This is a genomic window from Pseudoalteromonas sp. T1lg122 (assembly GCF_002964825.1).
GTDB lineage: Bacteria > Pseudomonadota > Gammaproteobacteria > Enterobacterales > Alteromonadaceae > Pseudoalteromonas > Pseudoalteromonas gelatinilytica.
On record NZ_PQCG01000032.1, the window covers coordinates 56,776 to 71,769 of the forward strand.

General features: G+C 41.8%; 8 protein-coding genes and 1 pseudogene. 4 read left to right on the forward strand and 5 right to left on the reverse strand.

The genetic code is table 11. The features are described 5' to 3' along the window. Positions 1-14: 14 nt before the first annotated feature. A complete protein-coding gene (locus C2M33_RS12865; RefSeq protein ID WP_105174595.1) occupies positions 15-608 on the reverse strand; it encodes a TetR/AcrR family transcriptional regulator in 594 nt (197 codons plus the stop codon). Positions 609-783: 175 nt separating this feature from the next. On the opposite strand from C2M33_RS12865, the gene C2M33_RS12870 reads away from it, so the two are divergent. Both C2M33_RS12870 and C2M33_RS12875 read left to right on the forward strand, forming a co-directional pair. Continuing rightward, a complete protein-coding gene (locus C2M33_RS12870; protein ID WP_233999187.1) occupies positions 784-1,803 on the forward strand; it encodes an MBL fold metallo-hydrolase in 1,020 nt (339 codons plus the stop codon). Between the two features lie 127 nt (positions 1,804-1,930). Then, the gene (locus C2M33_RS12875; protein ID WP_105174597.1) at positions 1,931-3,556 is read left to right on the forward strand and encodes a M28 family metallopeptidase; all 1,626 of its coding nucleotides are present in this window, start codon (positions 1,931-1,933) and stop codon (positions 3,554-3,556) included. A 63-nt stretch (positions 3,557-3,619) separates the two neighbouring features. Here C2M33_RS12875 and C2M33_RS12880 read toward each other — a convergent pair whose 3' ends face one another. The 4 genes and pseudogenes from C2M33_RS12880 to fabB all read right to left on the reverse strand — a co-directional run bounded on the left by C2M33_RS12880 (position 3,620) and on the right by fabB (position 11,976). Then, the gene (locus C2M33_RS12880) at positions 3,620-8,125 is read right to left on the reverse strand and encodes a FimV/HubP family polar landmark protein (protein ID WP_105174598.1); all 4,506 of its coding nucleotides are present in this window, start codon (positions 8,123-8,125) and stop codon (positions 3,620-3,622) included. A 321-nt stretch (positions 8,126-8,446) separates the two neighbouring features. Then, positions 8,447-9,462 (reverse strand): annotated as a pseudogene (locus C2M33_RS12885) (aspartate-semialdehyde dehydrogenase). Between the two features lie 32 nt (positions 9,463-9,494). Continuing rightward, a complete protein-coding gene (locus C2M33_RS12890) occupies positions 9,495-10,616 on the reverse strand; it encodes a 4-phosphoerythronate dehydrogenase (protein WP_105174599.1) in 1,122 nt (373 codons plus the stop codon). Between the two features lie 145 nt (positions 10,617-10,761). Next, positions 10,762-11,976, reverse strand: coding sequence for a beta-ketoacyl-ACP synthase I (gene fabB, locus C2M33_RS12895; protein WP_105174600.1), 1,215 nt, complete (start codon positions 11,974-11,976; stop codon positions 10,762-10,764). Between the two features lie 180 nt (positions 11,977-12,156). On the opposite strand from fabB, the gene mnmC reads away from it, so the two are divergent. Both mnmC and C2M33_RS12905 read left to right on the forward strand, forming a co-directional pair. Further along, complete coding sequence (gene mnmC / locus C2M33_RS12900) at positions 12,157-14,205, forward strand: bifunctional tRNA (5-methylaminomethyl-2-thiouridine)(34)-methyltransferase MnmD/FAD-dependent 5-carboxymethylaminomethyl-2-thiouridine(34) oxidoreductase MnmC (RefSeq protein ID WP_105174601.1); 2,049 nt, start codon at positions 12,157-12,159, stop codon at positions 14,203-14,205. Between the two features lie 126 nt (positions 14,206-14,331). After that, entirely contained in the window at positions 14,332-14,967 is a 636-nt protein-coding gene (locus C2M33_RS12905) for an SDR family oxidoreductase (protein ID WP_105174602.1), read from the forward strand. Positions 14,968-14,994 lie beyond the last annotated feature (27 nt).

Sequence of the window (14,994 nt, forward strand, 5' to 3'; positions counted from 1 at the left end):
AATGTTCCAAAATATCAGCGCCCATAACGCGCTAAAAACATTTTCACGGTTTCGCTTATCACTTTGTTGTCTGAGTCGCCTTCTTGGCGCTCAAAGCCATACAGCAACGGATAAAAGATCAGCGACTTTAACTGATAAACAAACTGTTTTGCCGCAAACTCAACATCATCAACCGTTAACACCTGCGCTTGCACACCCGCTTCTAAAAACGCCACCAGATCTTGCATACAGCCCATGTTATTACTGGCTAATGATTTTGCTAAATCAGGTTGCTGTAACATTTGCATAAAAGCGACTTTCGCTACTTTTAAAAACTCTTCAGAGGTGAGTAACGCGACTTCTTGTTCAGCAATGCGTGTTAATTGCTCAGCAATTGGCAAAGCAGCATCAAACACCACCGCTTGCTCTTGGCGAACTTTTTCAAACATAAACACTAGAATAGCTTGAAACAACACATCTTTATTTTCAAAGTGATTGTATACGGTGCGCTTTGAGGCACCCGCTAAGCTTGCAACCTGATCCATACTTGTATGCTCAACACCCTGCTGAAAAAACAATGTTTCAGCTGCATTCAAAATATCTAATCGTTTTCTCTGTGATAATTTCATGGACCCCTCCGATAAGGGTTACTAGTGTAACGCAAAAATAAAAAATGCACTAGATAGTTTACTTTTATAGCAAACCATGAAAAACTACACCGTGTAGTTTACTTATGGTGACGATATGAAATTTCTAAAATGGCTCGCAATCGCCACGCTATGCATCGTGATAGGAGTGTTTATTATGAATAATCAATTAGCCGCTGAAGGCGTGAGTGATAACAGCCACTCTGCGCAATTATCTGATGGCAAGTTCCACAATAGTGCTGAAGTAGAAAGACCCAGCTTTAAGAAAACGCTAGGTATCTTCAAACGCTTTATTACTGAAAAGAAAATTGATGCAGAGCCAAAGGGCGAGCTGCCTATGCATTCTGTTTCTCACGCTCAGCTTGAGCGTTTATCAAATGACACAGTGCATTTTGTAAAGCTAGGTCACTCCTCTATTTTAGCGAAAGTGTATGGCGAATACTGGCTATTTGATCCAGTATTTTCAGAGCGCGCTTCGCCTTTCTCATTCATGGGTCCAAAGCGCTTTCAGCCAACACCTATCAGCATTGCAGAGTTACCTAATATTGCCAAGGTGTTTATTTCACACAACCATTATGACCACTTAGATAAAGCAGCCATTAAACAGCTTGTTGATATAACAGATTCTTTTTATGTGCCATTAGGAGTCGAAAACGACCTGAAAAAATGGGGCGTTGATGAACAAAAAGTGCATAGTTTTGATTGGTGGCAAGAGCAAAATATGGCTAATGGCCAAATTGTATTTACACCAACCCAGCACTTCTCTGGTCGAGGTTTAACAGACGGTAATAAAACCCTTTGGGGCTCTTGGGCTATTAAAGTAAATGACAAGCGCTTTTATTTTAGCGGTGACTCTGGCTATTTTGCTGGCTTTAAAGAAATTGGTCATCGTTATGGGCCATTTGATATCACCTTTATTGAAACCGGCGCTTACGACAAAGATTGGGCTGACATTCATATGACACCAGAGCAATCAGTGCAAGCCCATCTCGATTTACAAGGTGATGTAATGGTGCCAGTGCATAATGGAACATTCGATCTCGCCTTTCATGCTTGGTATGACCCACTTAAACGTGTCGCTAAAAAAGCAGGACAGGAGCAAGTATCACTGAGTACTCCGCTAGTTGGAGAGGTTTTTAAGATTCAAGATACCGCGATTGATAAAGCGTGGTGGTAAAATTGGCAGGGTGAAAGGTGCATTATTATCCTTTCATCCTGAATAATTAGTTATTTGTAGACTCTTTCTGGACAGCCCCCCTTCTCGTCCCATATAGTGAAACTCTGTGCAATCAACCAGAAAAACTATGACAACTCACCTTAAGTATGCAAGTTTGGCACTTGCAGTTGGTTTATTCGGTTGCTCTGAGCAACCAACATCAAGCGCTGATGCAACAAGCGCAAGCAGCCATGAAGCCGTTAACATTGCCAATGTACGCTCACATATTAAAACCCTCGCCTCTGATGAATTCTTAGGCCGCGGCCCTTTAACTGAAGGCGAAACACTGACCATTAACTATTTAGCCGACGAATATAAAAAACTCGGCTTAAGCGGCAGTTTTAATGGCGAGTTTTTACAGCCAGTTACCATGGCAAAACTCACTCCAGATCAAAACATGACCTTAAAAGTAGGTGATTTAAGTTTTAATGCTGGCAGTGATTTTACCGCCCGTACGCAGCAGATTAATCCTGAAATCAACATTGATGGCTCTGATGTAGTGTTCGTTGGCTACGGTATTAATGCACCTGAATATAACTGGGATGACTTTGCAGATATTGATGTAAAAGACAAAACAATCATTGTACTTGTTAATGATCCTGGTTTTGCCACCCAAGACGATGCGCTTTTCACTGGTAACGCTATGACCTATTACGGTCGTTGGACTTACAAATATGAAGAAGGTGCACGACAAGGTGCAAAAGCGGTATTTATCGTTCACGAAACAGCTCCTGCCGCATACCCTTGGGGCGTTGTAGAAAGCTCGAACACGGGTAGTAAATATACCTTAATCGACCAAGATAAAAATGCTTCTGACATCCCTGTAATGGGTTGGATTGACGAACAAGCGGCAAATGAAATATTTGCTCAAGCGGGTCTTGATTATCAAACCGAAAAGGCCAACGCACTAAAAGCTGATTTTAAACCTGTCGACTTAAAAGCGAAAGCAGCCCTAACACTGAAAAGTGATATCTCTCAAGCACAATCACATAACGTTGTTGCAACGCTTAAAGGTAGCGAAACCCCTGATGAGTACATTATAATTGGTGCACACTGGGATCATTTTGGTACCAAGCAAACTGATGAAGGCGTGAAAATCTACAATGGTGCTGTTGATAACGCATCAGGTAGCGCAGCAACGGTAGAAATAGCCCGTATTCTTACTGAAATGCATAAGAAAAAACCATTTAAACGCTCGATTATCTTTGCCAACTTTACGGCTGAAGAAACTGGGCTTATTGGTTCTGAGCAATTCGCTACTGGCGAAATTGTACCAACCAAGCAAATGGTCGCACTGCTTAATATTGATGGTATGAACGTACTTGATGGCGTTGACTACATATTACAATACGGTAAAGGCATGTCTGAAATGGAAGACTACCTTGCAGATGCAGCGAAAGCACAAGGGCGTCATGTAAAAATGGACCCTCGTCCTCAAAATGGTTTGTTCTTCCGCTCTGATCACTTCTCTCTAGCTAAGCAAGGCGTGCCTAGCTTACTATTTATGAGCTTAGGTGATACAGATCCTGATTACATCGCCCATAAATATCACAAAGAAGCTGACGACTATTCAGCAGATTGGTCGATGGGTGGTGTTCAGCAGGATATTGAGCTGATCGTAGATATTGCCGCTAAACTTGCTAATAACGGCGATTGGCCTAAGTGGAAAGCCGAGTCTGATTTCAAAACTCGTCGCTTACAAGACACGCAATAATCTTCGCTTAGATATAAAAAAACCGAGCTAGATGCTCGGTTTTTTATTGGTTAGTTTTACTTATTACTCGTTAATTTTAGCTTTAAGTGATTGTGCTTCTTCTTGCACTTCCTCTGGGCCATTGGCAATAACATCTTCAATGGCTTGCAGCGCTGCATCAAAGTCATCTATTTCGATATATGCTCGCGCTAAATCCAGTTTTGCTGAGTAACCACCACTTTCGGCATCAACATCAGTTGGGTTATCGCCGGCAAGTAAATCATTAAAATCACTTAACCCTACATCCATATCAATGTCATCATAAGGTTCATGGTCGAGTGCTTCATCATCACTTTGCTCAAGTAACGAGTCGATATCGACAAACTCATCATCAGAAGGTTGTTGCGCTTGTTGCGCCTCTTCTATGTGCTCTACTTCAGGTTCAACTGGTTGCTCGCTTTCACCCTGTAAATCTTCATTTAACAGTGCATTAAAATCAACATCGAACTCACTGGCATCACTGATATCTGCTTCGTCTGGCTCTGCTAATTCATTTAACAGCGCATCAAAGTCGGTTTGAGTTAAGTCAGCCATAAAATCATCATCGATTTCATCGTCTGACATTTCACTCAAGTCAGTCTCATCGGCTAAATTTGACTCTAAATCAGCAATTGTTTGCTCAGCTGCTGTCGTATCATCAAGCTCAATATCGTCTAATTCGAATTCTGGGAAATCCTCTAATTCGTCTTGACTATCAGCCACTTCAGCATCAATCGGCTCTTCAATCGGTTGTACTGATGGCGCTTCGTTTTCTGAAGAAGAGAGTAAATCATCTTCAGGATCAAGCATGTCTTGTTCTGTGAATTCATTATCAAGCAAGATATCATCATCAAAATCATCGTCTAGCTGATCAAGTTCATTACCTGCTGCTAAAGAATTTGCAAGGTCTTGCTCCGCTTGGCTTAACTGTAATGGCGAATCAGCATCTAATTCTTCAGAAGCTTGTTCATCAGAGTCATCTAACTCAAAACCCGCTTCATCTAGCTCAAGCTCTGGGTACTCTTCTAACTCTTGGCTAGGCGTTACCGTATCTTGCTGCAGAGGCTCTTCTTCGCCTGCTAAATCAAACTCATCCGTTAAGTCTTCATCGGCTAGCGGATCATCGCCTAAGTCAATTTCAACCTCTTCAATGTCTTGTTCAGGCTCATCAATTGACCAATCTGGTGCTGCGACATAATCGTCTTCTTCACCGATTTCACTTAATAACTCATCGACGCTTTTCAGTGATGGATCATCAAATTCATCAAGACTGTCATCTTCATCTAATAGCTCGTCGCTATCTTCGTTAAATTCATGATTTAGTGCCTCATCAATATCAACTTCGTCAGTATCATCTGCTTCATCAACTAACTCTGAGGCAACTGATTCAACATTTAAGTCATCAATTGCTTGATCTGCGTCGGCTAAATCTTCAAGAGACTCTTGCAGGTTTTCATCATGTTCAGTATTGATGCTCTGCTCGTGGCTTAAATCAGAAATTTGCGCTTCGGTATCTTGTTTCAGCTCATTTGTTTGTTGAATAAGCTCTTCAAGCTCGTCTTCAGAGTCTGAATCGTGTTCATCAATTGAATCCTCTTCTAATAATGAATCAATATCAGTCACATCTAATTCATCATCTTGCTCAAGCATGTCTTGAATATCATTGTCATCAACATCTAAGCCATCTTCATCCAAGAGTTCAGGCTCTTGCGGCTCTGCACCAACATCGTCAAGAAGTGAGTCGATATCATTGGTATCGAAATCATCACTTAGCTCATCTTCGTCGATTAAATCGTCTGCGCTTGGCTCTTCTGCTAATTCTTCAACAAGCTCCTCAGATTCTTGTATTTCTTCAGGCTGCTCTTCTTGTGCTTCATCTAATAGTGAATCAATGTCATCAACATCAAGGGCATCTTCAAGCTCGTCTTCGTCGATTAAATCGTCTGCGCTTGGCTCTTCTGTTAGCTCTTCAGTTAACTCTTCAACAAGCTCTTCAGATTCTTGTATTTCTTCAGGCTGTTGCTCATCTTGAGCTTCATCTAAGAGTGAATCAATGTCATCAACATCAAGGGCATCATCAAGCTCGTTTTCGTCGATTAAATCGTCTGCGCTTGGTTCTTCTGTAAACGCTTCAACAAGCTCTTCAGATTCTTGTATTTCTTCAGGCTGTTGCTCTTCTTGCGCCTCATCTAATAATGAATCAATGTCATCAACATCCAGGGCATCATCAAGCTCGTCTTCGTCGATTAACTCATCTGCACTTGGTTCTTCGACTGGCACTTGCTCTTCTTGAGCTTCATCTAATAGCGAGTCAATGTCATCAACATCCAGCGCATCATCAAGATCATCATTTTCTAATGTATCGTTCTCTTCAGCTGCTGGCTCTGCTACTTGTGCTTCATCAATTAAGCTATCGATATCAAGATCATCTTCATCAATGAGTTGATCTGCATTTGGTTCTTCGACTGATGCTTGTTCTTCTTGAACGTCATCTAATAACGAGTCAATGTCATCAACATCCAGTGCATCATCAAGATCATCATTTTCTAATGCATCGTTCTCTTCAGCTGCTGGCTCTGCTACTTGCGCTTCATCAATTAAGCTGTCGATATCAAGATCATCTTCATCAATGAGTTGATCTGCACTTGGTTCTTCGGCTGACGCTTGTTCTTCTTGAACGTCATCTAATAACGAGTCAATGTCATCAACATCCAGCGCATCATCAAGATCATCATTTTCTAATGCATCGTTCTCTTCAGCTGCTGGCTCTGCTACTTGCGCTTCATCAATTAAGCTGTCGATATCAAGATCATCTTCATCAATGAGTTGATCTGCACTTGGTTCTTCGGCTGACGCTTGTTCTTCTTGAACGTCATCTAATAACGAGTCAATGTCATCAACATCCAGCGCATCATCAAGATCATCATTTTCTAATGCATCATTAAGATCTGAGGATGGCTCTTCGGTTTGCGCTTCATCAATTAAGCTGTCGATATCGAAATCATCTTCGTCAATAAGTTCAGCTTCAACGTTCGTGGCTGATGCGTCATTATTTTCATCAAGTAAATCATCGATATCGTCTAGATTAACGTCTTGATTAGAATCAGTATTGTTTTGCTCATCAATTAAGCTATCAATGTCAAAATCATCTTCCGCGTCATCTTCTGCCAGCTCTTCACTAAGTGCTGCCATTTCATCATTCGCGTTATCTAATGAGTCATCGTCAGTATCAAAAAGGTCGTCAATGTCATCAGCACTTAAAATATCACCAGACAAATCTGCCTGAGGCTGCTCAACATCTAGGTCTATTTCATCACCTAAACTGTCATCATCAGTTTGATCGAAATCTTGCTGTAAAAATGCATCTAAATCATCATCGTCGCCAGCCATAGTTGATGATTCATCATTAAATTCGATGTCATCACTTAATAAACCCTCTAACTCATCTTGGTTTAAAATACTGTCATCTTCATCAAAGCTATCATCAATACTGTCGTCGAAAATAATGTCGTCATCTGGCAGCATATCTTGATCTAAGTCATCATCTAAACGCACACTTAAATCATCGTGGTCTTCAATTGGATCAGGTACTAGAGGGTCGCTTTCGACCATAGGTTCTAAATCGTCATTAGCCTTAAACGTTGGGCTTTGAGGTAAAAACTCATCGTCATCGCTGGCACTCGTATCATCACTAGGGCTATTGCGTTTTTTCAAAAACATTACAACGGCAGCAATGATCAGTAATGCAGGAATAAACATTAATGCACCGAGAACAAATGGATTACTCAGTAAATTCGAAAAGTTAAACCCACTGTCCTCTTCAATCTTTTTTGCTTTTTGCTGCTCGATAATTTCATTTTGTTTAGTTATCAGCTCTTTCAGCTGTTTTTGAATTTCACTGTCTTGGCCAAGCTGATCGCGAACAGTTTCAAGCTCTTTAGAAATACCGGTAAGTTGCTTTTTGAGCTTGTTGTTCTCAGCTAAGATTTCTTCAACGTTTTCAACCGATGATTTAAACTGCTTTTGAAGCTCTACTAGTTGCGTGCCCTGCTCTGTTTTAATGGTGTTGATTTCTTGTTTAAGCTCTTGTTTTGCTTCGTCTACATCAACTTTGCGAGCTTGAGTTACTTTCTTTTGCGATTCATTAATTTCAGCAGTGGTCAGTGTGCCGTTTTTCTTTTTCTCCCATAGCTCATCATCTTGTTCAGAACGTGCTTTTGCTAGCGTCGGATTGACCGCACGCATCTCTGAAATCGTTGGGATTTTTAGGTATGCGCCATCACGCATGTGATTCAAGTTTTGGTCTAAAAATGACGATGGGTTTTTGTCATACAGAGCTTGCATGACCTGATAAATACTGACAGAGTTGTCTGGACGAATTTTAGCGGCAATGCGCCATAGTGTATCGGTCGGCTTAATCGGACCAATTGAGCGCCCCTGCGCACCGTAATCGACACCTTTAGGGCCTTTAAGTGTGGAGCCTTCATCAGAGTATGTCGGTGTTACCACCAATGCAGACGCTAATATGAAGAGTGTTGCTAAACCGCGCATGCTGATCCTTTATGTTTTAAATGTTAACGCAGCAACCTTGGTTGCTTAAACATCAAGTAATTCTTGCAGAATTGATTCTTAATTATGCTTTCTTGCAAGCTCTATTCCAGCTGCAAACTATAACTTAGTTGCCTTGCAATATCTATTGCAACACCTTGATAGTAAATAGCTTAAATATTAGCGGCTGAGAGACTTTTTTATTGTTATCGTTAAGTTTATACGCTTTTACAACGTATGCGGCAATAATTTGGCAGTGAATTCACAAAAAAAGCGGCAAATTGCCGCTTTCTGTCAAATTTAGCTCAGCCTAAATCATCAGATTTATAAATAATTTGCGATTAGCTCTTCAGCAATCTGCACACTATTTGTAGCTGCACCTTTGCGCGTATTATCACTTACAACCCACATATTCAAACCATGTGGATGCGAAATATCAGCACGTAAACGACCTACGTATACAGTATCGTTACCACTTGCATCTGACACAGCCGTTGGGTAATCCGCTAAGTCTTCGATAAACTCTACACCAGGTGCATCGTTTAATAGCTGTTTAACATGTTCGATATCTACTGGCATACGCGTTTCAATATTAATCGCTTCACTGTGACCAAAGAACACGGAACACGAACACAGGTAGGGTTAACCACAACACTGTTATCACCTAAGATTTTTTGTGTTTCGTTAACCATTTTCATTTCTTCGCGGGTATAACCGTTATCTTCAAAGCTGTCGACTTGTGGGATCACGTTAAAAGCAATTTGTTTAGGGAAAACGGCATTATCCATTGGGCGAGCATTCATTAAGTTTGCTGTTTGCTTGGCTAGTTCATCAACGGCTTCTTTACCCGCACCCGATACAGCTTGATAAGTTGATACGTTAATGCGGTCAATGCCATAAGCATCATAAATTGGTTTTAATGCCACCAGCATTTGAATCGTTGAGCAGTTAGGGTTTGCAATGATGTTTCGATTTCTGAAATCCGCCAAGCTTGATGCATTCACTTCAGGAATAATTAATGGCACATCGTAGTCATTACGAAAGTGTGAGGTATTATCAATTACGACACAGCCTGCTTCTGCCGCAATCGGTGCGTATTTTTCAGAGACACTGCCGCCTGCTGAAAATAAACCAATATGAGCTTGGCTAAAATCAAACTCTTCGACATCGATTACTTCAATGCTCTCACCGCGAAATTGAATTTCTTCGCCGGCACTACGGCTGCTCGCGAGTAAAAATAATTGGTCTACCGGAAACTTACGATCTTCTAAAGTTTCAATAATTTGACGACCCACTAAACCTGTGGCACCTAAAACGGCTACATTAAATTTTTGCGACATGTGTTTTCCTCTTATGAATAAAGCAAATGGCTTTATTCGTTAATTCTAAATCCCAGTGCAGCTAATGCGCCTTCACATGCACTGTTTGCAGCCACCGACAACGTACTAAACTCACGTCGTGGCGGGTAATTCTTACGTAAACTATCAAAGCCTTCGCTTGCTAATTTACTTCGTAGAATGCCATCGTCGCGACGCACATCATAAATTAAGTGCACCAAGCGACCTATATCGTCAAGGTTAAAGGTTTCACCTAGCGTGACAGAGTGGCTAATTGGCTCAGGCAAAAAGTCGTCCAGAGACTTAAGCGCTGCGATACCTTCAAGCTCACACACTTGCTGATACAGTATTTGTGTACCGCGGGCTTTGCCTTCAAGTGTATGCCCTGCAATATGCACACTGGCATAACGCACATATTCAAGCAGAGGAGTCAGTATATTGGGTTCGTTTTCCCAAACATCAAGCACACAATCTAATTTTGCGCCTTGCTCAAACAATGCTAGTAATGCTTGGTTATCAATCACATCACCTCGGCTTGCATTGATAATCGTCATACCCGGCTTAAGTGCTTTTAAGCGTGTTTCGTCTAGCATGTGCAAGGTTTTATGTGGCCCTTGCTTAACTAATGGCACGTGAAAAGTCACAATATCAGCTTGAGCTAGTAATGTGTCTAACTCAATATGCTCTGCAAGCTCACCGGCTTCATATTTAGGTGGATCACATAACAGCACATTCATGCCAAGCAAGCTTAACTTATCACGTAAACAGCTACCTATACAGCCAACGCCCACTATGCCGATGGTTTTGCCTTGTAATGAACTGGCGTTTTCTTGGCTCAAGGCATATAAGCTACTAATTACATATTCCGCTACCGCCACAGCATTACACCCTGGGGCGCTGCTAAATGCGATATTTCGCTCAGCAAGTAACTCGGTATCAATGTGATCAACACCTATGGTTGCTGTTCCCACAAATTTTAATTTATCTGCTTGAGTGAGTAAGGCTTTATCTACATTAGTAACTGAACGGGTTAACAAAATATCGACCCCAACTAGCTGCTCGGGTTGAAGATTACGGCCATCAAATCGCTCAACATCACCAAAATCGGCAAAGTACTGCTCAACCAATGGCATATTTTGATCTGCAAGAATTTTCATTTGTGTGTCCGAGAGGCAGAAAGTGGCGCTATTGTAGCGAATTTATCAGTATTCGGATAGGTAACAACTAAGACGATTTTGGGGTAATTTATAACAAATGAAAAAGCCGAGCTATTGCTCGGCTTTAAGCAAATACTGGAGAGGTTTAACCTTTATATTTGCTCATTACTAATGTGGCGTTAGTGCCACCGAAACCGAAGCTGTTAGACATAACTGTATTTAGTTCAACGTCTTTACGCTCAGTTACGATATTTAGACCTGCAGCTTGCTCATCTAGTTCATCAATGTTGATAGATGGAGCAACAAAGTTGTGCTCAAGCATTAATAGCGAGAAGATTGCTTCGTGAACACCTGCTGCACCTAAAGCGTGACCTGTCATCGCTTTGGTTGCACTGATCATTGGCGAGTTACCACCAAATACTTCTTGAATAGCACCTAGCTCTTTCACATCACCAACAGGTGTTGAAGTACCGTGAGTATTTAAGTAATCAATACCGCCTTCAAGACCTTGCATTGCTTGCTTCATACAACGTACAGCGCCTTCACCTGATGGAGCTACCATGTCGTAGCCGTCAGATGTTGCACCGTAACCAGTGATTTCTGCATAGATGTGCGCGCCACGAGCAAGTGCATGCTCAAGTTCTTCAACAACAACAATACCGCCACCAGCAGAGATAACAAAACCATCACGGTTTGCATCATAGGTACGTGATGCTTTCTCTGGTGTTTCATTGTACTTAGTAGACAATGCACCCATTGCATCGAATTCCATTGCGAGTGTCCAGTGAAGCTCTTCACCACCACCTGCAAAGATGACGTCTTGCTTGCCTAATTGAATTTGCTCAACCGCGTGGCCGATACAGTGTGCAGATGTTGCACAAGCTGAACTTAGCGAGTAGTTAACACCTTTGATTTTAAATGGTGTTGCAAGACACGCCGAAGTCGTGCTCGCCATAGTACGAGGTACCATGTAAGGACCAACACGTTTTACGCCTTTTTCACGTAAAATGTCAGCGGCTTCAACTTGCCACTTAGATGAACCACCACCTGAACCCACTAATAAACCAGTGCGCTCGTTTGAAACTTGATCTTCACTAAGGCCTGCATCTTCAATCGCTTGTGCCATAGAGATATAAGCGTATGCCGCTGCATCGCCCATAAAGCGCATTGCTTTACGATCAACAAACTCTTTAACATCAATATCGATTTTGCCAGATACGTTACTACGTAGGTTGTAGTCAGCAAACTCTTGGTTGAACGCGATACCACTACGGCCTTGTTTTAATGATTCTAATACTTCTTCTTTGTTGTTACCGATGCTTGAAACAACACCGATGCCCGTAATAACGGCTCTTCTCATGGGTAATTACCTTAGCTCTATACTAAATTGTGTTCTATTTTACGCTGAAATTACTCTCGAAGTGGTCAGCTTTCTAGCGTACACATGTACTCTGAATGTCTAGCTTATAAATAACGCCAGACTATTTCAAAGAAAACACGTAAAATAATGAAAAAAAGTTTGTAGTTAATTAGTTAAACCATGATCAAAAACGCACATATTCATTTTAATCACCTTGGTACCCCTGTCGCCGATCAGTTTGACGATGTTTATTTCTCTAATGATGATGGCTTAGCCGAATCACATTATGTGTTTTATCAACAAAACCATATCCCGCAACGATTACAAAATCATGACCGTAACCACTTTGCCATTGCTGAAACAGGCTTTGGTACCGGGCTTAACTTTTTAAATACATGGCAACACTTTGCAGCTCACCTTGATAGGCAGCATGCAGAGCAAGAAGTTCAAAATCAACACGACCATAGTGGTAAAAAAAGTGTTACCCGCCTGCACTTTATCTCTTTTGAAAAGTTCCCTATTAAGCGTGATGACCTCGCTCAAGCACTCAAAGCCTGGCCTAATTTAACTGAATATAGTGAGCAACTAATTGCTCAATACCCAATTAATTTGGCCGGCTGCCATCGCCTTGAATTTGCTGGCGGCAAACTAGTACTCGACCTTTATTTTGGTGACGTACAAGACAGCATTGATGCCATGAGTTACCCAAGTGAAGGAGTTGTCGATGCGTGGTATTTAGATGGTTTTGCTCCAAGCAAAAACCCAGATATGTGGCAACAGAGTTTGTTCAACAAAATGCGGGCTATCTCTAGAGCAAATGCCACACTCGCCACTTTTACGGCCGCAGGCTTTGTCAGAAGAGGACTCATCGAAGCAGGCTTTAGCATGAGTAAAGCTAAAGGCTATGGTAAAAAACGCGAAATGCTGATTGGCGAGCTAACTGAGCCTAATGAGCAACAATCAGGGCCAGCGTACTTTGCTCATCAGCAAAGTGAATTGAGTAATGTGGCTGTTATTGGCGGTGGTATTGCCAGTAGCAGTGTACTGTATTCACTGGCAAAAAGAGGCCTAAAAGCCACGCTTTTTTGCCAAGATGAAGCGCTTGCCATGGGCGCTTCTCACAATGTACAAGGGGCTGTTTATCCGCATTTGCAAGCGAAGAACTCACCGCACAGTGAAATGTTCGCTCATAGTTTTTTATATGCGATGCGTCTTTACCAACAATTACTTGATGATGGTTTTGACTACCCCCACCAGTGGTGTGGTGTATTACAACATGCGGTTAAACAAGGCCTAGCTGATAAACATCAAAACCTTGCCGATAAAGAACTTTGGCCAGCTGAATTATTGCGTAATGTAAGCGCCGAAGAAGGCGACGAAATTGCCGGCGTGGAAACGGGTTATTCAGGTGTGTTCTTTGCAAAAGGCGGCTGGGTAAATCCACCAGCCCTGGTTACAGCACTCTTTAATGCAGCAAATTCGTTAACTGCAACTACCAGTAATAAAATGGACAGTCACTTTAATTGCCATATTGAAAAGCTCGAGAAAACCGCTGATGGCTGGTTATTACACACAAAAGAACAAACATTCGGACCATTTAGCGATGTGATTAATTGTGCAGGTGAACACAGTGACCAGTTTAGCCAAACTCACGCACTGCCTGTTGTTGGTGTGCGCGGCCAAGTCTCGCATGTGCAAGCAAGCGAGCAGTCAAAATTCCTAAAGACAGTGCTTTGCCATAAGGGCTATTTTACTCCTGAATATCATGGCCATCATTGTATGGGCGCAACCTTTGAAAAAAACTCAAAAAGCCGTGAAGTTAAAGAGCAAGACAACCATACCAATCGCGAACAACTATTAAGTTTTTACAAAGACAGCGAGTTTGCAACGACCTTAGGTGAAATAACAGCGGCAAAAGCAGCTGTAAGATGTACCTTCATCGACCATCTACCTATGGCTGGTGAGTGGGCTGAACAAAGTGATTATATAAGTGCGTTTGCTAATTTAAGATTAGGTAAGCGATATCAGTACCAAGCGCTATTGAAACCTCAGCAAGGCTTGCATCTTCTCACTGGCTTTGGCGCAAGAGGCCTGTGCAGTGCCCCTCTATGTGCTGAGCATTTAATTGCTTGTTTAAACGATGAACCAAGACCATTTAGCGAACGCGTGAGCCAAGCTATCCACCCCGGCCGTTTTATTGTTCGCGACCTAATTCGCAATAAAATTTAAGGATTGGATGGGGCTTTAATTAGCCCCGTTATTTTTCTTGATTACAATTTCGTTTTTAGTTTCCCCTTTAAAAATAAATTCACACCCCAAGGTCTTTAGTAACACAGCAATTAGAAGGAGTTTGATATGAAGACCTTAATCATTGGCGCAACGGGTCAAATAGGTAAAATGACCACCGAAAAAATGCTGGCAAGCGGTCATGATGTAGTAGCTTTAGTTCGAAACAAAAACAAGCTGAGTGCGCTTGAAAGTAATAATTTAACGATTGTAGAGCAAGACCTCGAAAACGATTTTAGTCGTGCCTTCGAGGGTGTTGATCAAGTGATTTTTAGCGCGGGTTCTGGCGGCGCTACGGGTGCAGATAAAACCTTACTGATTGATTTATGGGCCGCAGTCAAAGCGATTAATTATGCGGTAGATGCCAAGGTTAAGCACTTTATTATGGTCAGCTCTATTGGTGCTGATGCCCCAGATAATATTGAAAGCACTATAAAACCATATTTAGTTGCAAAACATATGGCTGACCAACATTTAATCAATAGCGAATTAAATTACAGCATTGTCAGACCTGGCACGCTATTAAATGATGCAGCAACGGGGCTATTTACCACCACGCGCCCTGCAACGCGCCGAGATGCGGTGATCAACCGTGAAGATGTAGCAGATACCCTGCTATACCTTGCTGAACGTACACCGAAAAAACCGCAAGTGTTTGAATTGTTTAATGGTGATAAGTCAATCGACAACCTACTAAGCGATTGATTAGGTATGAATACGTATGCATAAGAA